The sequence below is a fragment of the Aestuariirhabdus litorea genome, assembly GCF_003864255.1.
GTDB lineage: Bacteria > Pseudomonadota > Gammaproteobacteria > Pseudomonadales > Aestuariirhabdaceae > Aestuariirhabdus > Aestuariirhabdus litorea.
On the sequence record NZ_QWEZ01000002.1, the window covers coordinates 304,565 to 323,817 of the forward strand.

General features: G+C 56.6%; 18 protein-coding genes. 6 read left to right on the forward strand and 12 right to left on the reverse strand.

Annotated features, from left to right (window positions below; genetic code table 11):
* Nucleotides 1-150 precede the first annotated feature (150 nt).
* Both D0544_RS11445 and D0544_RS11450 read right to left on the reverse strand, forming a co-directional pair.
* Complete coding sequence (locus D0544_RS11445; RefSeq protein ID WP_125016257.1) at nucleotides 151-1,077, reverse strand: dihydroorotate dehydrogenase-like protein; 927 nt, start codon at nucleotides 1,075-1,077, stop codon at nucleotides 151-153.
* Between the two features lie 112 nt (nucleotides 1,078-1,189).
* Nucleotides 1,190-1,858: a fumarylacetoacetate hydrolase family protein gene (locus D0544_RS11450; protein ID WP_125016259.1), complete on the reverse strand. Its 669-nt coding sequence runs from the start codon at nucleotides 1,856-1,858 to the stop codon at nucleotides 1,190-1,192.
* Between the two features lie 103 nt (nucleotides 1,859-1,961).
* Between D0544_RS11450 and D0544_RS11455 the strand changes: the two genes are divergently transcribed.
* The gene (locus tag D0544_RS11455; RefSeq protein ID WP_125016261.1) at nucleotides 1,962-2,228 is read left to right on the forward strand and encodes a DUF4404 family protein; all 267 of its coding nucleotides are present in this window, start codon (nucleotides 1,962-1,964) and stop codon (nucleotides 2,226-2,228) included.
* On the opposite strand, the gene D0544_RS11460 is transcribed toward D0544_RS11455, so the two are convergent.
* The 3 genes from D0544_RS11460 to D0544_RS11470 are packed head-to-tail and all read right to left on the reverse strand — an operon-like array spanning nucleotide 2,225 to nucleotide 5,392.
* A complete protein-coding gene (locus tag D0544_RS11460; protein ID WP_125016263.1) occupies nucleotides 2,225-3,241 on the reverse strand; it encodes an NAD(P)/FAD-dependent oxidoreductase in 1,017 nt (338 codons plus the stop codon). The two genes, D0544_RS11455 and D0544_RS11460, sit on opposite strands and share 4 nt — an antisense overlap.
* A gap of 22 nt (nucleotides 3,242-3,263) precedes the next feature.
* Nucleotides 3,264-3,530 (reverse strand): hypothetical protein, encoded by a 267-nt coding sequence (locus D0544_RS11465; RefSeq protein WP_125016265.1) that lies wholly within the window; start codon nucleotides 3,528-3,530, stop codon nucleotides 3,264-3,266.
* On the reverse strand, nucleotides 3,527-5,392 hold the full coding sequence (locus tag D0544_RS11470; RefSeq protein WP_125016267.1) for a Na/Pi cotransporter family protein: 1,866 nt from the start codon (nucleotides 5,390-5,392) through the stop codon (nucleotides 3,527-3,529). The genes D0544_RS11465 and D0544_RS11470 overlap by 4 nt, the downstream gene beginning before the upstream one ends.
* A 112-nt stretch (nucleotides 5,393-5,504) precedes the next feature.
* Between D0544_RS11470 and D0544_RS11475 the strand changes: the two genes are divergently transcribed.
* Nucleotides 5,505-5,861 (forward strand): VOC family protein, encoded by a 357-nt coding sequence (locus D0544_RS11475; protein ID WP_125016269.1) that lies wholly within the window; start codon nucleotides 5,505-5,507, stop codon nucleotides 5,859-5,861.
* Nucleotides 5,861-6,388, forward strand: coding sequence for a YbaK/EbsC family protein (locus tag D0544_RS11480; RefSeq protein ID WP_125016271.1), 528 nt, complete (start codon nucleotides 5,861-5,863; stop codon nucleotides 6,386-6,388). The genes D0544_RS11475 and D0544_RS11480 overlap by 1 nt, the downstream gene beginning before the upstream one ends.
* A gap of 27 nt (nucleotides 6,389-6,415) precedes the next feature.
* On the opposite strand, the gene trpS is transcribed toward D0544_RS11480, so the two are convergent.
* The 4 genes from trpS to D0544_RS11500 form a co-directional block, all read right to left on the reverse strand.
* The gene (gene trpS, locus D0544_RS11485) at nucleotides 6,416-7,423 is read right to left on the reverse strand and encodes a tryptophan--tRNA ligase (RefSeq protein WP_125016273.1); all 1,008 of its coding nucleotides are present in this window, start codon (nucleotides 7,421-7,423) and stop codon (nucleotides 6,416-6,418) included.
* A 499-nt stretch (nucleotides 7,424-7,922) separates the two neighbouring features.
* The gene (locus D0544_RS11490; RefSeq protein ID WP_125016275.1) at nucleotides 7,923-9,440 is read right to left on the reverse strand and encodes a SpoVR family protein; all 1,518 of its coding nucleotides are present in this window, start codon (nucleotides 9,438-9,440) and stop codon (nucleotides 7,923-7,925) included.
* Nucleotides 9,437-10,714: a YeaH/YhbH family protein gene (locus D0544_RS11495; RefSeq protein ID WP_125016277.1), complete on the reverse strand. Its 1,278-nt coding sequence runs from the start codon at nucleotides 10,712-10,714 to the stop codon at nucleotides 9,437-9,439. Before D0544_RS11495 ends, D0544_RS11490 begins: the two co-directional genes overlap by 4 nt.
* Before the next feature lie 18 nt (nucleotides 10,715-10,732).
* The gene (locus D0544_RS11500; RefSeq protein WP_125016285.1) at nucleotides 10,733-12,655 is read right to left on the reverse strand and encodes a PrkA family serine protein kinase; all 1,923 of its coding nucleotides are present in this window, start codon (nucleotides 12,653-12,655) and stop codon (nucleotides 10,733-10,735) included.
* Nucleotides 12,656-12,934: 279 nt separating this feature from the next.
* Here D0544_RS11500 and D0544_RS11505 point away from each other — a divergent pair, with 279 nt between their 5' ends.
* Nucleotides 12,935-13,270, forward strand: a complete 336-nt coding sequence (locus D0544_RS11505) for a PilZ domain-containing protein (protein WP_125016287.1) — start codon at nucleotides 12,935-12,937, stop codon at nucleotides 13,268-13,270.
* Here the strand turns inward: D0544_RS11505 and lrp are convergent.
* Nucleotides 13,267-13,764, reverse strand: a complete 498-nt coding sequence (gene lrp, locus D0544_RS11510; protein ID WP_125016289.1) for a leucine-responsive transcriptional regulator Lrp — start codon at nucleotides 13,762-13,764, stop codon at nucleotides 13,267-13,269. The genes D0544_RS11505 and lrp overlap by 4 nt on opposite strands.
* 206 nt (nucleotides 13,765-13,970) lie before the next feature.
* Between lrp and D0544_RS11515 the strand changes: the two genes are divergently transcribed.
* On the forward strand, nucleotides 13,971-14,534 hold the full coding sequence (locus tag D0544_RS11515) for a cupin domain-containing protein (RefSeq protein ID WP_243647326.1): 564 nt from the start codon (nucleotides 13,971-13,973) through the stop codon (nucleotides 14,532-14,534).
* A gap of 13 nt (nucleotides 14,535-14,547) precedes the next feature.
* Nucleotides 14,548-14,955, forward strand: coding sequence for a hypothetical protein (locus D0544_RS11520; RefSeq protein ID WP_125016291.1), 408 nt, complete (start codon nucleotides 14,548-14,550; stop codon nucleotides 14,953-14,955).
* Nucleotides 14,956-15,010: 55 nt separating this feature from the next.
* On the opposite strand, the gene D0544_RS11525 is transcribed toward D0544_RS11520, so the two are convergent.
* A complete protein-coding gene (locus tag D0544_RS11525; RefSeq protein WP_243647327.1) occupies nucleotides 15,011-18,064 on the reverse strand; it encodes an efflux RND transporter permease subunit in 3,054 nt (1,017 codons plus the stop codon).
* A gap of 42 nt (nucleotides 18,065-18,106) precedes the next feature.
* On the reverse strand, nucleotides 18,107-19,216 hold the full coding sequence (locus D0544_RS11530; RefSeq protein ID WP_207905866.1) for an efflux RND transporter periplasmic adaptor subunit: 1,110 nt from the start codon (nucleotides 19,214-19,216) through the stop codon (nucleotides 18,107-18,109).
* Nucleotides 19,217-19,253 lie beyond the last annotated feature (37 nt).

Consider the following 19,253-nt stretch of genomic DNA (forward strand, 5'->3'; position numbering starts at 1 on the left):
GCGTATACGCTGGGGTAAGATGCCGGGCTAGGGGTCAAAACAGCTTATCCGGCGTTGCCCTCTCACCCAATCCGTAGTTGCCGAGACAGGAGTGCGTATAACGAAATCCAAGGGCAGCATGGGGGAGCCAGCAACCGTCCCCGCAACCTCTCATTCGTAGGCGTCGAGCACTTTGAGGTAGCTGACTCTTTCCCAGGCTGCTGGATCCATCACCCGCTTCTGGGAGGCGATTCCCCGGAACTGCTCAAGGGACTCAAAGCCCCTGTCGTCCATCCAGGCCAGCAACTCTCGCCTCAGGTGGCGGAGGCTGTCCGGCCCCTGCTGTAACAACAAGGAACAGAGGTGGGTGACATCGGCGCCAGCGGCGATTGCCCGTGCCACATCCTGCCAGCGGTTGATCCCTCCCGTGAGAGCCAGATCAATATCTACCTGGCCACGGATAATCGCCGCCCAGCGAATACGCTCGGCACACTCGGTAGAGGAGGAGAACTGTATCTGCGGCACCACCGACAAGGTTTCAAGATCCACCACCGGCTGGTAAAAGCGGTTGAACAACACCACCCCCTCTGCCCCCATCTCCCGGCAGCGTTTTACCATATTGACCGGTGAAGAGAGGTAGGCACTGAGCTTCACCGTAATGGGCAGGGCCACCTTTTGCTTCAGGGCACCGATGATGCCCAGATAACGGTACTCAACCTCCATCGGGCTCAGCTCGGCATCGGCAGCCACGAAGTAGATATTGATCTCCAGCGCATCTGCACCCGCTTGCTGCAACTGAGTACCGTAGTCGACCCAGGCATCAAGGGACGAGCCATTAAGGCTCGCAATAATCGGTATACCCAGCTCCCGCTTGAGCGTCATCAGCTGATTCAGGTGGCGCTCTACCAGGCGTTGACCCCGGGCTGCAGATAACGCGCTTTTAACGTCCTCTTCAAACAGCGAGTGCATGACCAAGGCCGGAGCTCCCGCCTCCACCAGCTCATGGCAGCTTTTCAGTTGCCGTGTCAGCGGTGATGCGGAAGGCACCAGCGGGCTGTCCAGTGTGAGACCCAGATAGTGGGTGGTTAATCGGCTCATGCCGCTCTCCTTGCTCAGGGAGTCGACCCTGGCGGGTAACGCCTGTAGCGCACCCTCAGACAGGGCTGCGCCCTATTACACTGCCAGGCGCTCGCTACAACAAGCGTCCGGCTCAGCTTGGCATAACGCGGGTGGAGAAGCGGGCACGACTTTGCAAATCCAGCTGCAGCTGGTCCCTGGCCTGCAATACCCCCACCCCGGCAGGAGTCCCGGTTAACACCACATCCCCCGGCAGCAGGGTAAAGCTCTCGCTTGCGTGGGCCAGTAAGGCGGCAATCGGTGTCAGCATCTGACCACTGTCTCCCGACTGCCTGGGCTCGCCATTGATCGACAGGGTAAAGTGCAACTTGTCCAGCGCGCCCAGCTCTGCAACGGGCACAAACCGGCTCAAAGGGCAGGCACCGTCGAACGCCTTGGCTCGTTCCCAGGGGTGGCCCTTGCTCTTGAGTTCCGACTGCAGGTCGCGCAGCGTAAGATCAAGCGCGAGCCCTATACCGGTGATGGCTGCCACTGCTTGCTCAGGACCGGCACCGCTGAGAGGCTCGCCCACCAGGATTGCCAGTTCGGTTTCATAGTGAACCTCGCCCCACTGCGAGGGCAGGGAAAGCGACTCTTCGAGAGGCACCAGTGCCGTCGACGGTTTGATAAACAAAATGGGGGTGTCAGGAATCGGATTGTTAAGTTCCAGGGCATGGGCCGCATAATTGCGCCCGACACAGACCACCTTCCCGACCGGCAGGTCAATCTCCCGCCCCTCGTACCACTGGTGTTGATACTTCATCCCCAACTCTCCCGTTGATATGTTGACCCTGCTGGTGCGTTTAACCAGCTGTGCATTCGGCGTATGATGATAGCAGTGAAGCCCATCGAAAAAAGGAATTATCATGCCTAAAGAGCGGTTATACGAGCAGGTCAACAACCTCCGCAAGGTGATAGAGGATGTGGAAGCGGCCGACGAGTGCACCACTGCGGAGCTGCGGCAAATCGCCGACGAGATCAATCACACCCTGGCCGACCCTGATCTGGAGGCGCCCTCGGAAACGTTGCTGAATAAGCTCGAGGAGGAGGCGATCCGCTTTGGAGAGAGTCACCCGGCGATCGCCACTGCCGCTCGCCAGGTGCTGGAGTTGCTGAAAAACATCGGCGTCTAACGCTGTATCGCCTTGATCACCGCCGTTGCGAGCCCCTCTGCGCTGGCAACGGCGCCCACCAGCCCTCCGGGCTCAAACCAGTCTCCGCAAAGGCCCATGTGGATATCACTATCGAGGTAATAGCTGTTTTCGTTGAGTCGATCAATGGCCTGGCAATGCAGCCAGTGCTGGTTATGCACGGTCGCCGCGGGCAAAGGGCGATCGAGTAGCTGTTCAAGGGCTATCAGGCTGCGTTCTGAAATCTCATCCGAGCTGACATCCTTATACTCCAGGCTTTCTCGGGCACACCAGTGCAGGGTCCAGGTATCCTTGGCAGCCTTTCGCCCGGGCTTGGCGTTATGATGGACCAGCATGTAAAGCGGGTTGAGTCCGGGGAAACCGTTAAAACGATCGCTGGCGTGGGCCACGTCAAAACCGGGGTCCAGCGGCTCCTCGAACTCCAGTACGCTGGTCCAGCAGGGGATGTATTGAACGCTGCGGGCCATGGCTTGCAGGCCCGGAAACTCCTTCAATAGCAGGGCCACCTTGGGCGCCGGCATGGCAAGTATCAAAAAATCATAGGGTCCATGGGTTTCCCCCTGATGGCAACGAAGGTACCAGCCGTCCTCTGCGGTTGCGCTTACCACCCGGGTATCTCCAACCAGGTCAACCCCCTGCAGGAGGGTGTCGGTCAACACGGACTGGCGTTCAACCCCCAAAAACAGGGTCTTCTCCTCACGGACAAAAGGCTCACCATTGGCTCGAAAATCGTAGACCGGCACCGTCCAGGGGGTCACCACTCCCTCATCTAACCAGCGCTGCTTCAAGCCGTTCAGCAGTTCCGAATCACCTGGAATGTAGGGCACGCCTATATCCACCGCCTGCCCATCGAGCAACAGGTTTTTTAATCGGCCTCCCGCGCTACGATCCTTGTCGAACAGGGTGACCTTGAATCCGGCATCGGCCAGGTGCCTGCACACCAGTGAGCCGCTGATTCCGGCGCCGACTACCGCTACGTTGTACTTGATCCGCATTTAGCACTCCCTTGAACATTGCTCAGGAGGGGTCTCGGTCAAGTGAGCGCAACACCTCTATACCCTTCTTGCGTTGTGCCTTGACCAGCTCCAGTTCCTCAGCCAGCTGCCGTTGGGCCCCGGCGTCGAACTCCTCATCCACCAACCGCTGAAGCTTATGTTGGCGTTTTTTCAGCTTACCTAAAACCTGCTGAATATCCTCACGCATCTGCACCTGGGCCCGAAAATCCGCATCCAGAAATGCCTTTACCCTGCGCAACAGCTTCCGGTACTTTACCTTGTCCGTCATACCCCCTCCCTGTCAATATTATCAGCCTGCAAGAGCTGTTCGATATCAACGCTATCGAGCGCAATCGCCTGTTCCACACTGGGCGCTCCGCTGGAGGAGGCGCTGAACAGCACCTCGGCCATTGCAAGAAGGTTTTGTGCGACCCTGAGCGCATAACTGTAGTCGTTAATCAGCGACGCTGCGTCCGACTCTGAGATCTCATCACCACGGATAAGCTGGTCGAGCACGCCACTGCTGAGAATATCGACCTTCAGCATCTCCCGCTTCAGTCGAGCCAGCGTCAACAGTGTCTCTTCGGCAGACCCCTGCCCACGCATCCGGCTCAACTCCCGCAACAAACTCCCTAGCTGGATGCGGATATTGTTGTATTGCTGCTGCATAACGGGTGTACCCTGCTGCAGCTGGACACGCATGTTTTTTTGCAGGTGTTTAACATCCTTGACCGCCTCAACGATATCCCGGCTGGCCAGTTTAAGGGCGAACAAGAGCTGCATTTGCGACTCGCTCATGCCGGTCTGGGCCCGGGCGGCAAAGGCGATCAACTCGGAGTAAATCGCGCGAACCTGCATCTTATAGAGCTTATCCACATCCACCTGGCTCTTTGGGATCCCCGCCCGCTCAACCACCTCCTGCAACGGCTTATCCGAGAGCAGATCGCTGCGATGCAGGAACAGGCCGTGGGACATTACCCCAAACGCATTGTCGAACAGGTGCCGCACCTCCCGGATAATCGCCTCGAGGGCCGTATCCGGATAGCTTAATACTGCCGCCTTCAGGTAGCGGGGCCTCTCGGGTTCGATCCGGCGGTCCTCCTGCCCTGCCACGAGTTCAGCCACCCTGCGACGATTACGTGGCAGAAGGGTGCGTTTCAACCAGCGCACCAGATGGCGAATCCAGGGCAGCATCACCAGCACCCCAACCAGGTTAAACAGGGTGTGGAAGATCGCCAGCTTCAGCATATAGTTATCGTCTGCGATACCCAGCCATTGGGCACAGCTATCGACCAGCAGTGCCATCGGCTGCAAAAGGCCGATCGCTATGGCCGCAGTCACGACATTAAAGATCAGGTGCGCAGCGGCTAACTGTTTACCCGCAATGTTGGCACTCAGTGCCCCCAATATCGCCGTAATGGTGGTGCCGATGTTGGCGCCAATCGCCAGCGCCAACGCATTCTCATAGCTGATCTGGCCGGCCGCCAACGCCGTAATTATCAGCACCAGAGTGGCATGGCTGGATTGCATGACCACGGTCGCCAGAGTGCCAATCAGGGTAAACACCAGAACCCCGAGGATACCAGGCATCGCGTAGGCGACCAGGTCAATGCTCCCCCGATAGGCCTCAAATCCCTCTTTCATGTGGTGAATACCGAGGAACAGAAAGCCGAGCCCTGAAAGGATGTAGCCCGCCCCTTTGAGCATGCGGTTGGCCTGAAACATCAGGATCACGCCAAACACCAGGATCGGCATCGCGTAGGATGAGATGTTGACCTTCATACCCAGGCCCGCTACCAGCCAGGCCCCGGTGGTGGTCCCTATATTGGCACCAAAGATGATACCAACCCCCTGAGCCAGCTCGATCAAGCCCGCACTCAGGAAGGAGATGGTCACCAGCGAGACCAGCGAGCTGGACTGCATGATAGAGGTAGTGATGAAGCCGAAGCTGAGACTCTTCCAGAGTCGGTTGGTCGCGCCCTTGAGCAGCTTTTCAAGCACCCCGCCAGTGAAGGCTTTGAACCCCTCCTCCAACGACAGCATTCCGAACAGGAAAATCGCGACACCCGCACTGATCTCCTTGAACTGCGGGCTCACCCAAAACCCATAGCCCAGAACCAAAAAAATGGCGGGTAAAAATAACTTTTTCATTGTTGTTCCATAGCAAGGAATCTATCCATAGGCCTGCGCCGCTCTATTGTATCCCTAGGCGGTACCAAACGACTGTGCCAGAATAGTGACTCAAATCAAGCAGGAACACAGAATGTACCTTATCAACGCTGTACGAGTATTTACCCGGGATTTTGATAACGCGCTCGCGTTCTATGAAGAGACCCTGGGGCTGGAGGTAAGCAGCTGCGATGAGGAGGCGGGGTTTGCCCTCTTTAACACCGGTCCTGCCAAGCTGATCCTGGAGCAGCTGGACGATGCGGACTCCGATCTGGTGGGTCGCTTTAGCGGCATCTCCCTGGCGGTCGAGGATATTCACGCCGAGTACGAGGAGCTCGATCACCTGGGGGTCGAGTTCACCGGCCCTCCCGAGCAGCAGAGCTGGGGCGGCTGGCTGGTTCACCTTCTCGACTACGACAACAACATCATTACTCTGGTGGGCGAGGACTGATGAGGCTCGACACCCCGCCGGTGCCCAGCGCCGAAAGGGTCTGTTCTGACGAGCTGATCAACCTGCTCAAGTTGCTTCAGCCCTCCATTCGATACCGTCATCATGAGCCGGTATTCACCTGCGAGCAGGCCGATCGCCACGCCGCGGGCCTGGCCGGCGTGGCGGCCAAGAACCTGTTACTCAAGGAGCGCAAGGGGCAGCGTTACTTCCTGTTGTGCACGGATCCTTCCCAGCGGGTTGACCTGAAGGGGCTGGCCGCACTGCTGGGCTGTTCACGCCTGAGCATGGCCAGTGCGGAGGAGCTCAGCCTGCTGCTGGGGACCGAGGCGGGGGCGCTGTCACTGCTTTCGCTCCTCAACGACCCTGGGCACCGGGTTGAGGCCATCGTGGAGGCCTCCCTGGAATCGGTTCCCCGGATTCAGTGCCACCCCCTCAGCAACCGTTGCACCATGGACGTTGACACCCAGGTACTCTGGCAGCTACTGGACCAGCGGGGACACATCGTGCGCTGGCTGGCACTGCCCTGACCCGGCAGCGCCTGCACTCGAAACGCTTCAGGCCAGTGGACGTATTCCCATCGCGCGACGCACGCGCTCCATAAAGGGGGTGGCTTGCTCGCGCGCCTTAACGGCCCCCTTGATCAGCTCCGCCTCAACATAGCCCGGGTCCTTCATCAGCGCCTCATAGCGCGCTCGCGGCCCCTTCAGCTCTTCATTGACCAGTTCAAACAGCTGCTTTTTGGCCTCCCCCCAGGCGATCCCGTTTTCAAATTCACGGCGCATGTAATCGATCTGGCTCTCATCCGCAAAAGCTTTCCAGATCTGGAACAGGGTGGAGTCATCCGGGTCCTTGGGCTCTCCCGGCTCCAGCAGGTTGGTCTTGATCTTGTTAATCGATTTGCGCAGCTTGTTCTCGGGCTCAAACAGCGGGATGGTGTTGTCGTAGCTTTTGCTCATCTTGCGGCCGTCCAGCCCTTGCAGCACAGCCACATTTTCTCCCACCACCGCTTCCGGCAGGGTAAAGCCCACCTTGTAGTGGTGGTTCATACGATCGGCGATATCACGCGCCATCTCCAGGTGCTGCACCTGATCGCGCCCTACCGGGACTTTATGGGCATTGAACATCAGGATATCGGCCGCCATCAGCACCGGGTAGCTGAACAGCCCCATGGTGATCGCCTGGTCGGCATCGTTGCCTTCGGCCACATTGGCATCCACCGCAGCTTTGTAGGCGTGGGCCCGGTTCATCAGCCCCTTGGCGGTCATGCAGTTGAGGACCCAGCAAAGCTCCATGATTTCGGGAATATCGGACTGTCGGTAGAAAGTGACCCTGTCGGTATCCAGCCCACAGGCCAGCCAGGTCGCCGCCACCTGCAATGAGGACTCATGCACCCGCTGCGGGTCCCGGGTTTTGATGATGGCGTGGTAGTCGGCCATGAAGTAGTAAGCGCTGATACCCGGATTCAGGCTGTCCTGAATCGCCGGTTTGATGGCGCCAACGTAGTTACCCAGGTGCGGAGTGCCCGAGGTAGTGATACCGGTGAGGGTGCGAATTGTGCTCATAGTGCCCTTGTAACGGCCGTCGGGCGGCCACTGATCAGATGGTTGGCGCACGATTATAGAAGAGTCGGGGGGCAAGGTTAAGGGCGAAGCGGGCCTGTGAGCCCACGGGGGTAGGTATTTATCCCTATCGGGGCCGTAGTATTACGAATAGGTCAATGCGGCCAAGCCCCCTACACTGTACGCAGTTAAGTGACTCGCTTGACTCCTAATTGGTACATCCTGTGCCCCGACCACTCCTCATTCTGGTCGGGGCTTTTTTTTGCCTACAGGACGTAGGTAGATCTCGTGAGTCAGGATGACGGTAGCGATCCGTGGGTAACGCCAGGTAGATCGCGTGAGTCAGGATGACGGTAGCGATCAATCGGGAAGCGCTAGCCAGATCCCGAGAGTCAGGATGACGGTAGCGATCAATCGGGAGGCGCTAGCCAGATCCCGAGAGTCAGGATGACGGCAGCGGTCCAGGGATGCCCGGTCCCATGGCCTCCACCCCTTCCCCGCTTCAGGCAGCAACGCCCGGCTTATTGATCTCCGGGCAGTGGTAAGTGGTTTTGACGACGCCGTCGTTGACCGATTCCAGGTGAATATCAAACCCCCAGAGGTTGTGCAGGTGTCGCAGCATCTCCCGGGTGCTGCCCCCCAGTGGCCGGTTGTTGTGCTGGGTATGGCGCAGGGTCAACGAGCGGTCCCCTTTGATGTTGACGTTGTACACCTGGATATTCGGCTCACGGTTGCCCAGGTTGTACTGTGCAGCCAACGCCTCCCTCACCGCCCGATAGCCGCTTTCATCATGAATCGCCGCCACCTCCAGGGTCGGTTCCGACTCATTGTCGCGAATGGCAAAGAGCTTTAGCTCACGCATAATCCGCGGCGAAAGGAACTGCAGGATAAAGCTTTCATCCTTGAAGTTTTCCATCGCAAAATGCAGCGTATCCAGCCAGTTGGCCCCCGCGATCTCGGGGAACCATTGCCTGTCCTCGGCGGTGGGTTGCTCACAGATACGCCGAATGTCCGCCATCATATTAAAACCGAGGGTATAGGGGTTTATGCCGCTGTAACGGGGGTCGTCAAACCCGGGCTGGAAGATCACATTCGAGTGCGAATGCAAGAACTCCATGATAAATCCATCCGTCACCAGCCCCTCCGAGTGCAAGTGGTGTAGTAACGTGTAGTGCCAGAAAGTGGCCCACCCCTCATTCATCACCTGGGTCTGGCGCTGGGGATAGTAGTACTGGGCCACTTTGCGAACGATGCGCACCAGTTCACGCTGCCAGGTCTCCAGCAGGGGAGCATTCTTCTCGATAAAATAAAGAATGTTCTCTTCCGGCTCGGGCGGAAAACGTGACTCACTGGACTCCGCCACCTTTTCTCCCGCTTTGGGAATCGTATTCCAGAGCTCATTGAGCTGCCGCTGCCGATACTCCTCGCGCTCGGCCTGGCGTGCTTTCTCCTGCTCGGCAGAGATCGGGGCCGGCCGGGTGTAGCGGTTGACCCCGAAGTTCATCAACGCATGGCAGGAGTCCAGAACGCTCTCTACCGCATCAATACCGTAGCGTTCCTCGCAATGGGCAATATAGCTTTTGGCAAACAGCAGGTAATCAATGATCGATTCCGCATCGGTCCAGGTTCTGAACAGGTAGTTCCCCTTAAAAAAGGAGTTATGTCCATAGCAAGCGTGGGCAATCACCAGTGCCTGCATGGGCATGGTGTTCTCTTCCATCAGGTAGGCAATACAGGGGCTGGAGTTAATGACGATTTCATAGGCCAGTCCCATTCGTCCACGCTGATAGTTTTGCTGCGTACTGAGAAACTGTTTCCCAAACGACCAGTGGCTATACATCAACGGCATTCCCGTTGACGAGTAGGCGTCCATCATCTGCTCCGAGCTGATCACCTCAATCTGGTTGGGGTAGGTATCGAGCCGATATAGCGCCGCCACCCGGGCAATCTCCTTGTCGTAGCGCTCGATCAGCTCAAAGGTCCACTCCGACCCCTCTGATATGGGCTTTCTGTCACTCATGCCTGTTTCCTCTCGAAAAGACGCCGGAACACAGGATAGATATCCGCAGCCGATTTTATCTGCTGCATGGCGAAGCTATCATGGTTGTCCTCCTGGATCGTTTCATACTCCCGCCACAGGTTTTGGTGGTTACGGTCTGTTATCTCGACATAGGCAAAATACTGAACCAGGGGCAGCAGGTGGGTGGTGAGTATCTTGCTACACACCGATGAGTCCCCCTCCCAGTTATCGCCATCGGATGCCTGCGCCACATACACATTCCAGTCGGCGGTAGGATACCGCTGCTGTATCACCTTGTAGCAGAGCTCCAGGGCGCTGGATACGATGGTGCCTCCGGTTTCCCGCGAGTAGAAAAAATCGTTTTCATCCACCTCCTTGGCCGAGGTGTGATGGCGGATAAATACCACCTCTATCTGCTTGTAGTTCCTTTGCAGAAAGAGGTAGAGGAGCAAGAAAAAGCGCTTGGCCATGTCCTTGATTTCCTGGGTCATCGACCCCGAGACATCCATAAGGCACAGCATCACTGCCTTGGTACTCGGCTGCGGAACCCGCACAAAGTTATTGAATTTGAGATCAAACTCATCAATGAATGGTAGCCGTTTTAGCTTCAGGTTGAGCGCTTTGATCTGCTCTTTTAACTCAATAATCCTGCTCTCGTTACGCTCACCGGCGGAGAGCTCGAGCTGACGAAGCTCTCTCTTTAGCGCCCGAATCTCTCTCCGCTCCTTGCCGGAGAGCGCGATTCTTCGGGCATGGGCACTTCGAAGGGAGCGAACAATATTCAGCTTTTCCGGTGATCCCTTGTTGGAAAATCCAGCCTGGCGGAGGCTGAAGGCGCTGGCATCCTTGAGCTGTTTCTTAACCAGAAAGGGCAGCTCAAGGTCTTCGAATACGAACTCGAGGAACTCCTCCTGGCTGATGTGGAAGGTAAAATCATCCAGCCCTTCGCCATCGTTGCTGGCTTCACCACTTCCTCCACCGCCCCCTGCGCCACCACCCAGCGGCCGCTTGATACGGTCACCGGACAAGAACTCCTTGTTACCCGGATGAACCGTGGTGACATCGCCACCCTGGCCGTGGTGGAAGATAGGCTCCGATATATCCTTGCGGGGGATAGTAATATCGCTACCGCTTTTGACATCCGTAATACTGCGCTGGGTAACCGCGCCAGAGACCGCCTTCTTGATGTGCTTTTTATAGCGCTCAAGGAACCTCTGCCGATTCACCGTACTTTTGTTCTTGGCATTCAACCGGCGGTCGATAATATGGCTCATGGATAATCCCCCGAATGACTACTGAGACTTCCTCACTCGAATATACCATTCGGATAACAGGCGAACCTGTTTCTCGGTATAACCCCGCTGCGTCATGCGCTTGACGAACTCCGCATGCTTGCTTTGATCATCCGCAGAGGCTTTTGCATTGAAGGAGATGACCGGCAACAGATCCTCTGTATTTGAGAACATCTTTTTCTCGATCACGGTTCGCATCTTTTCGTAGCTCAGCCAGCTGGGATTTTTGCCATTGTTGTTAGCCCGGGCCCTCAGCACAAAGTTGACGATTTCGTTACGGAAATCTTTGGGATTAGCGATGCTGGCGGGCTTTTCGATCTTCTCAAGCTCATCGTTGATAGCCGCCCGGTTAAGAATGTCACCGGTTTCAGGATCCCTGTACTCCTGGTCCTGTATCCAGAAATCGGCATAGGTGATGTAGCGGTCGAAAATGTTCTGTCCATACTCTGAGTAGGACTCGAGGTAGGCGGTCTGTATCTCTTTGCCCAGGAACTCGATGTACTTGGGTGCCAGGAACTCTTTGATGAATCGCAGGTAGCGGTCATGTACCTCCTGGGGGTATTGCTGCTGCTCTATCTGCTGTTCCAGGACGTACAGCAGGTGGACCGGGTTAGCCGCCACCTCGGCAGGATCAAAGTTGAACACCTTCGAAAGAATCTTGAAGGCAAAGCGGGTGGACAAGCCCTCCATACCCTCATCCACACCTGCCGTATCCTTGTACTCCTGCAGCGACTTGGCATTAGGATCGGTATCCTTGAGGTTTTGGCCATCGTAGACGCGCATCTTCGAGAATACGTTGGAGTTTTCCGGCTCCTTAATGCGCGACAGCACCGAGAACTGAGCCAGCATCCGCAGGGTATCCGGCGCACAGGGGGCCTTGTTCAGGGAGCTGTTTTGCAACAGCTTTTCGTAGATATGTACCTCTTCGGTCACCCTTGTGCAGTAGGGAACCTTGACGATATAGACCCGGTCGATAAAGGCCTCGTTGGTTTTGTTGTTTTTAAAACTCTGCCACTCCGACTCGTTGGAGTGCGCCAGCACAATGCCGTCAAAGGGAATGCTTCCCATCCCTTCGGTGCTGTTGTAGTTACCCTCCTGGGTGGCGGTCAGGAGCGGGTGCAGGACCTTGATGGGTGCCTTAAACATCTCTACAAACTCGAGCAATCCCTGGTTGGCGTGGCACAGTCCGCCTGAGAAGCTGTAGGCATCAGGGTCATTCTGGGAAAACTCCTCGAGCTGGCGAATGTCCACCTTACCCACCAGCGCGGAGATATCCTGATTGTTCTCGTCTCCGGGCTCGGTCTTGGCCACCGCAACCAGGTTGGCAACCGAGGGGAAGAGTTTAACCACCTTGAACTGGGAGATATCGCCACCAAACTCCTGCAAGCGCTTCACCGCCCAGGGCGACATGATCCCTTTGAGGTAGCGACGGGGAATTCCGTATTCCTCCTGCAGGATGGTGGCATCCTCGGCAGGGTTGAAGAGTCCGAGCGGGGACTCATACACCGGCGATCCCTTGATCGCATAGAAGGGCACCTTCTGAATCAGGAATTTTAATCGTTCCGCTAGTGAGGACTTACCTCCACCGACCGGCCCCAACAGGTAAAGAATCTGTTTCTTCTCCTCCAGCCCCTGGGCGGCATGACGAAAGTAGGAGACGATCTGTTCGATCGCCTCCTCCATGCCATAAAACTCTTCAAAGGAGGCGTAGCGCTTGATCAGCTTGTTGGAGAAAATCCGGCTCAGGCGAGGGTCCCGCGAAGTGTCCACCAGCTCAGGCTCACCAATCGCCATCAGCATCCTCTCCGAGGCAGAGGCATAGGTACTGGGGTCGTCTTTGCAAAGCTGGAGGTACTCCTGAAGGCTCAACTCCTCATGCTGGGTGGACTCATAACGATTTTTATAGCTATTAAAAATATCCATGCTGATCACCTGCTGCTTTGACTATTTTTTTGATCACACGATACTTCGCGCTTGCTCACCCGGTACCGAGGGCAAAAATTTAGACCACCAATACTTCCTTTTGTTGTGTAGAGGCTTGGTAAAGACTTTGACCCTTTGACTGGATGTGCCCCCCTAGGACAACCCTTAGCTTTGAGTGTAGCAGTTGATTCTTGCGCCACTTTTGTGCGCAGGCTCATTTTTTAAACGCCGCAAACCGAGCCCTGATATACTCTAGCCAAACCAAGTGATGGATCGACAATGCCCTCTGAACACAGAGCCTTGCCCCGCAAACGCCTCAAGTCGGTGGTACCGGTCACTAATGATGATACGGGTGAAGCGGTCGGACGGATCTTCGATATTACGGTCGAGGGGTTCATGCTCCTGACCCAGCAGACGCTGGCCCCGGACACCCTCTTCAACTTCAGCTTTTCCCTACCGGATGAGCGCATTGGCCCTGCCGAGATAAAGCTACAGGCGGTCTGTGTCTGGTGCCAGGGATCGAGTTTTTCCGAAGAGTTCGGTGCGGGCTTCCGGCTTGCCAACCTGAGCCCGATTTACAAGCCTGCCTTCCAACGGCTGGTGGCTGAGTTTTAGCGGCGCGGGTCCTGTATCGGGATGGCCAGGGTCTCTTTGAGCTCCTCCATCACGATATAGCTTTTTGACTCACGGACACCGGGCAGCTTCAACAGAATATCCCCCAAAAGCTCGCGGTAGGAGGCCATTTCAGAGATTCTGGCCTTCACCAGGTAGTCAAAGTCACCCGACACCAGATGGCACTCCAGCACATGGGGAAGACCGATCACCGCATGGCGGAACTCATCGAAAATATCGGCCGACTTGGAGTAGAGACTGATTTCAACAAAGACCAGCAGACCCGCTTCCAGCAATTGCGGGTTTAACTTGGCAGCGTAGCCTTCAATCACCCCTGCCCGCTCCAGCCGCTTGACCCGCTCCATGCAGGGGGTCGTGCTTAACCCCACTTTGGCGGCAAGATCCACATAGGAGATGCGCCCGTCGCGCTGCAGTTCGCGCAGGATATTACGATCGATCCGGTCCAGTTTACGCACAGTTTCTTTAAGGTTACGCATGATAATTTTCTTATAATTGATAAGAGACTTTAGGCTATTACTATCCAAGATAGCATGGCAAGTGATTTATCCGGCTATCTATCACCTAAACAGACCAAAACTCTTTGATACTTTTCATGGGCAAACATCGCCAGCGAAAGCCGCCGAATCGTTGCAAATTTTGAACACTCGTGTGATGATCAAACGATCACAACCCTGAGAGCACCATGGTCGGAACAGATTTGGATGTAGGCGGACGGCTCAAGGCGATCCGCAAGCAGCACGGCTTGTCCCAGCGAGAGCTGGCCAAGCGCGTTGGCGTCACCAACAGCACCATCTCCATGATCGAGAAAAACAGCGTCAGCCCCTCGATCAGTTCGCTGAAGAAGGTGCTCAGTGGCATCCCGATGTCACTGGTTGATTTCTTCTCCATGGACCTCGAGCCCGATCACACACAAAAAATCGTCTATCGCGCTGACGAGCTTTTGGATCTCGGCATGGACGGCATCGAGATGCTGCTGGTCGGCAAAGGTCGGAGCGAGCGCTCCATGGCCTTTATGATTGAGACCATGCCTCCCGGCACCGATACCGGCACAGAGATGCTGGCCCATGAGGGTGAGGAGGCGGGTGTGGTACTTGAGGGCAAACTGGAGCTCACCGTCGGTAGTGAAGTCTCGATCCTCGAAGCGGGAGATTGTTACTATTTCGAAAGCACACAGCCGCACCGCTTCAATAACCCCTTCGATCAGCAGTTACGTCTGGTGAGCTGTACCACACCGGCTAACTTTTAGGCCGCGCCCGTCGATGTGGATTCATCGGTGGCTATTCCCGCCCCAGGGGCGCAGCTTCCACGGCAAACGCTGGTCGATGATTCTCCTCCGAACCCTGCACCTGTTGGGGGTGGCCGGCACCGGTGCCAGCTTCCTCGTCACAGGGGGTGCACCACCCCCTGCCACCTATCTCCATATCCTGCTGTTTTCGGGCCTTCTGATGGCCCTGATCGAGATTTGGGGCCACGGCGTATGGCTGCTGCAACTTAAGGGGCTGAGCGTTCTCGTCAAGCTGGCGCTGATCGCCGCCATGCTCTATTGGCCGGCTCAGTCAGCACCGCTTTTTATCAGTATCATCCTCATCTCCGGCATTATTGCCCACGCTCCCGGCTACGTACGCTACTACTCGCCTTGGCATCGCCGGCGACTGCCCCACCCCTGACACTTGATCCGGACCCCACCGATCGAGCGCATACCCCGATCGGTGGCCGCCTCGGTCAGCGTGGGTTAGGTACCTTAAAGAACACCGCGTAAAGCACGGGAATCACCACCAGCGTTAACACGGTGGCAAAACCGAGACCAAACATCACCGTCAGCGCCATGTTCACGAAGAACACATCGGGGAGCAGCGGAATCATACCCAGAATGGTGGTACTGGCCGCCATCATCACCGGACGCATACGCGCTACGGAAGCATCCAGAATCCCCGTAAAGGGCTCTTTACCCTCACCAATCTGCAGGTCGATCTCCTCAATCAGGACGATCGCATTCTTGATCAGCAGGCCGACCAGGCTGAGCGCGCCCAGCAGGGCCATAAAGTCAAATGCGCCGTTGGAAATCAGCAGGCCCGCCGTGATGCCGATGGTGGCCAAGGGTACCGTCAGCCAGATAATCAGTGGCTGTCGGATCTTCCCGAACAGCAAAATAGTGACGATGATCATCATCAGGAAGCCGCCCGGCAACGCTCCGAACAGGGCGTCCTGGGCGTTTTTGGTATCTTCATACTCTCCGCCCCACTCCAGGAGGTAGCCCGGCGGCAACTCGATCGCTTCGACCTGAGGTTTGACCCGCTCGAACAATGGGGTTGCCAGATCACTCTTGGGGTTGGTTGAAGCAATGATGGTTGCCCGCCGATCACGGTTACGGATGATGGCGTTCTCCCACACGGTTTTCCATTCTGAAACCACCTGCCCCACAGGCACCGAGGTGTTCAGTACCGGGCTCCATACCTGCAGATCCTGCACGCTCGAAACATCTTCCCGCTCGTCGGCGGGTGGCCACAGAATCATCGGCAGCAAGCGGATACCATCGCGATAGATGCCCACCTGGGTGCCCTCGAAGCCCTGCTTGAGCGCCCTCGCCAGGTCTTGTCGGTTAATACCCAGCTGACGAGCCACACTCTCATTAAACACCGGCTTGATCAGTTTAACCGGCTGACGCCAGTCGTCGCGAATATCCTTGGCCTCAGGGTCGGCACGGAATATGGCCTGCGCTTTTTCCGACAGCTCCCTTAAAACTTCATAGTCCGGCCCACTAAAACGGGCCTCGATCTTGGAGTCACGCCCGGGGCCTATACGCAGGTTTTTCACCTTGGGCTCGGTATTGGGCAGGGTCTGCTCCATGAACGCTTCGATCTTTGTTTTCATGGCCGCAATCTGCTCGCGGGACTCCATCTCAACAATAATCTGGCCGTAGGCAGTGGTCGCAGACTCCGGGTTGTAGACCAGCGTAAAGCGGTCCGCCCCGCCGCCCACAAAGGCCGAGGTGGTAACAACCCCCTCCTGAGCACGGATGAACTCATCGATCAGCAGCAGATCATCCCGGGTATGGCGAATATCGGTCCCCTCCACCTCCCACAGATCGACAAAAAACAGGGGCGTATTGGAATCGGGGAAGAAAGCCTGGCGCACAAACCCAAACCCGGCGATAGAGCCAGCGAACAGGGCCACCACCACCGCCAGGGTCACGAAGCGCATGCGAATCGCACTGGCCAGCAGCGAGCGGTAAATGCGAAAACCGGCACCGGAGTATGCATCGGCTTGCTCTTCACTCCCGCTGTCTTTGGGGTCGGGCTTTATCAACCAGGCACAGAGCATGGGGGTGGTCGTGATCGCCGTGAACCAGCTCAGCAGCAGCGAAATCAGGATCACCCAGAACAGTGAGTTGATGAACTCTCCGGTTGAGTCCTGGGACAGGCCAATGGCTGAAAAGGCGAGTATGCCGATCACCGTCCCCCCCAACAGGGGCCAGATGGTCTGGCTAACCACCTCATTACCTGCCTTGACAGGATCCATACCCCCGCGAATGCGAACCAGCATCCCTTCAGCCACCACGATCGCATTATCCACCAGCATGCCCAGGGCGATAATCAGCGCACCCAGCGAAATGCGCTGCAGTTCGATCGCTTTCATGTCCATAAACCAGAGGGTTCCACAGACAGTGATCAATAACACCGCTCCGATGATCAGGCCTACACGGACGCCCATGAAAAAAAGCAATACCACGATCACGATCACCAACGCCTGGCCGACACTGATCACAAAGCCGTTAACTGAATTTTCCACCTCCTGGGCCTGGTCATAGATAGGGGTAAACTCCATACCCACCGGTGCCAGCTCCATCATCTCCTGACCCCGTTTTCCCAGATTGCGCCCCACCTCAACAACGTTAACCCCGGAGATCATCGAAATACCGATGGTGAGTCCTGGTTTGCCGTTGATGTAGCTCAACTTGCTTGGCACCTCCTGATAGCCCCGACGAACCGTTGCAATATCCTTGAGGTAGGTCAGGCGTCGGTCATCGCTGCTGATCAGGATATCGCCAATCTCTTTAACCGATTGCGACTCCCCCGTCGGCTCAACACGGATGTAATCATTGTTCACCCGAATACGTCCCGCATCGGCCACCACGTTCTGGCTCTCCAGCACGCCAATGATGGTTTGTGGGGAGATCCCAAGCTCGGCCATACGGTTGCGGGCCAGCTCAATGTAGACCACCTCATCGATATACCCACCGATGACCACCTTGCGAACCCCGTGCACCAGCACCAGCTCTTTTTTGAGCAGATCCGCGTAGTCCTTCAGCTCCCGATAGGTGTAGCCCTCCCCCGTAAGGCCGTAGTAAATCCCGTAGACGTCACCGAACTCGTCATAGACCAGGGAGGGCTGCGCGCCGGGCGGCAGCTTGTGCTGCATATCCCCAATTTTGCGTCTCAGCTCATCGTAAATCTGCGGAAAATCATCCTTACGGTATTTATCCTGGAACTCCACGCTGACTTCGGAAATGCCTGCCCTGGAGATGGACATTTTGATGCGCTTGAGCTGGCCCATCTGCTGCACCGCATCCTCGATGTGGTAAGTCACCTCATCGTTGACCTGCTTGGCGTTAGCACCGGGGTAGCGGGTAAAGATTTTGGCCTCTTTGATGGTGTACTCCGGATCTTCCAGCTTACCCATCTGCTCGTAGGCACCCAGGCCGCCTCCCACCAGAATCAGCACCACCAGCCAGCTCACTACTTTATTGACGATTGAATACTCAGCAATATTCATCATTCATCCCCACTTTTATCGCTTCATGTGCCATGAATATTGCCTTCAGTTGGCCGCGCCTTCGGAGCCCATCGGCTCGGCCTGCTCAATCTCCTTCATAAGGCGGACCTTTTGGCCCTCGGTTAAAAAGGCGACGCCGGCGGTCACTATCCGGTCTCCCTCCTGCAACCCTTCGACCACCTCTATGCTGTTATCGTGCATTGCGCCCACCTTCACGGGCACCCCCTTAAGGGTCATCGTGGACGCATCAACAACCCATACCTGGGGATCGAGTTTGATATCGCCATGCACGGCATCGAGCGGAATAAGGTAGCTTGCTATACCGGTCAGGTCCCCCAGAGAGGTATGCATCACCACCGAGGTGGTCATTCCCGGCAGTACCGTAAAGCTGGTCGGCGAGTCCATTGACAGGGTTACCCGGAACGTTTGGGTCTTGGTATCGGCGACGGTAGAGTACTCCTTCACCTTGAGGGCAAAATTCTGGTCCTGGGAGGGACCAAAACGAGCCACCAGCACCGGCCGCACACTGTCCTCGCGCATCCGTTTGACATCGCTTTCGGGTATATCGATCTTCACCTCCAGCGAACTGGTGTCCTGTAGCTCAACGATGGTCTGTTTGGCCTGCACCTCCTGGAAATTTTCCACCAGGCGTTTAGCCACCCGTCCTGAAAAGGGGGCCTTGAGAGTGGTGTACTCCAGGTTTTGGCGGGCTTCCGAGAGCGCGGCATCGGCACTCTTGAAGGTCGCCTCCAGGCGATCGTAATCCGCCTTGGAGATATAGCCTTGAGGCAGTAGCTGGGCGGCCCGATCAAAGTTAGCCTTTGCTTCCTGGTAACGCGCTTTTCGATCCCGCTCCACGATCTGGTAGTCAGCCGGATCCAGCTGGGCAATCACCTGACCCTCCGTTACCACCTCACCCTCGCGGACGGGAAGTGACTTCAGCTTACCCGACACCCGAAAGGCGAGCTCGACTTTCTGGTTGGCATCGATCACTCCGGGAAACACTCTCACACTGGCCGTCTCGGGAGACGACACCACCATTGTTTTAACCGGCCGTACCGCTTCCGTAGCCGTAGTCACCTCTTCCTGGCCACAACCAACCAGCATCAGGGGCAAGGACAGCGCAGCGGCCCAGAATGTTACCTGCTTGTGCATAGAGTTCTCCGTGTCATGCATCCACGCCCCTCCCTAA

Bases quoted from the DNA above. Each gene is read 5' to 3' on its own strand.
- D0544_RS11445 (WP_125016257.1), bottom strand. From the start codon at position 1,077: ATGAGCCGATTAACCACCCACTATCTGGGTCTCACACTGGACAGCCCG.
- D0544_RS11450 (WP_125016259.1), bottom strand. From the start codon at position 1,858: ATGAAGTATCAACACCAGTGGTACGAGGGGCGGGAGATTGACCTGCCG.
- D0544_RS11455 (WP_125016261.1), top strand. From the start codon at position 1,962: ATGCCTAAAGAGCGGTTATACGAGCAGGTCAACAACCTCCGCAAGGTG.
- D0544_RS11460 (WP_125016263.1), bottom strand. From the start codon at position 3,241: ATGCGGATCAAGTACAACGTAGCGGTAGTCGGCGCCGGAATCAGCGGC.
- D0544_RS11465 (WP_125016265.1), bottom strand. From the start codon at position 3,530: ATGACGGACAAGGTAAAGTACCGGAAGCTGTTGCGCAGGGTAAAGGCA.
- D0544_RS11470 (WP_125016267.1), bottom strand. From the start codon at position 5,392: ATGAAAAAGTTATTTTTACCCGCCATTTTTTTGGTTCTGGGCTATGGG.
- D0544_RS11475 (WP_125016269.1), top strand. From the start codon at position 5,505: ATGTACCTTATCAACGCTGTACGAGTATTTACCCGGGATTTTGATAAC.
- D0544_RS11480 (WP_125016271.1), top strand. From the start codon at position 5,861: ATGAGGCTCGACACCCCGCCGGTGCCCAGCGCCGAAAGGGTCTGTTCT.
- trpS (WP_125016273.1), bottom strand. From the start codon at position 7,423: ATGAGCACAATTCGCACCCTCACCGGTATCACTACCTCGGGCACTCCG.
- D0544_RS11490 (WP_125016275.1), bottom strand. From the start codon at position 9,440: ATGAGTGACAGAAAGCCCATATCAGAGGGGTCGGAGTGGACCTTTGAG.
- D0544_RS11495 (WP_125016277.1), bottom strand. From the start codon at position 10,714: ATGAGCCATATTATCGACCGCCGGTTGAATGCCAAGAACAAAAGTACG.
- D0544_RS11500 (WP_125016285.1), bottom strand. From the start codon at position 12,655: ATGGATATTTTTAATAGCTATAAAAATCGTTATGAGTCCACCCAGCAT.
- D0544_RS11505 (WP_125016287.1), top strand. From the start codon at position 12,935: ATGCCCTCTGAACACAGAGCCTTGCCCCGCAAACGCCTCAAGTCGGTG.
- lrp (WP_125016289.1), bottom strand. From the start codon at position 13,764: ATGCGTAACCTTAAAGAAACTGTGCGTAAACTGGACCGGATCGATCGT.
- D0544_RS11515 (WP_243647326.1), top strand. From the start codon at position 13,971: ATGGTCGGAACAGATTTGGATGTAGGCGGACGGCTCAAGGCGATCCGC.
- D0544_RS11520 (WP_125016291.1), top strand. From the start codon at position 14,548: ATGTGGATTCATCGGTGGCTATTCCCGCCCCAGGGGCGCAGCTTCCAC.
- D0544_RS11525 (WP_243647327.1), bottom strand. From the start codon at position 18,064: ATGATGAATATTGCTGAGTATTCAATCGTCAATAAAGTAGTGAGCTGG.
- D0544_RS11530 (WP_207905866.1), bottom strand. From the start codon at position 19,216: ATGCACAAGCAGGTAACATTCTGGGCCGCTGCGCTGTCCTTGCCCCTG.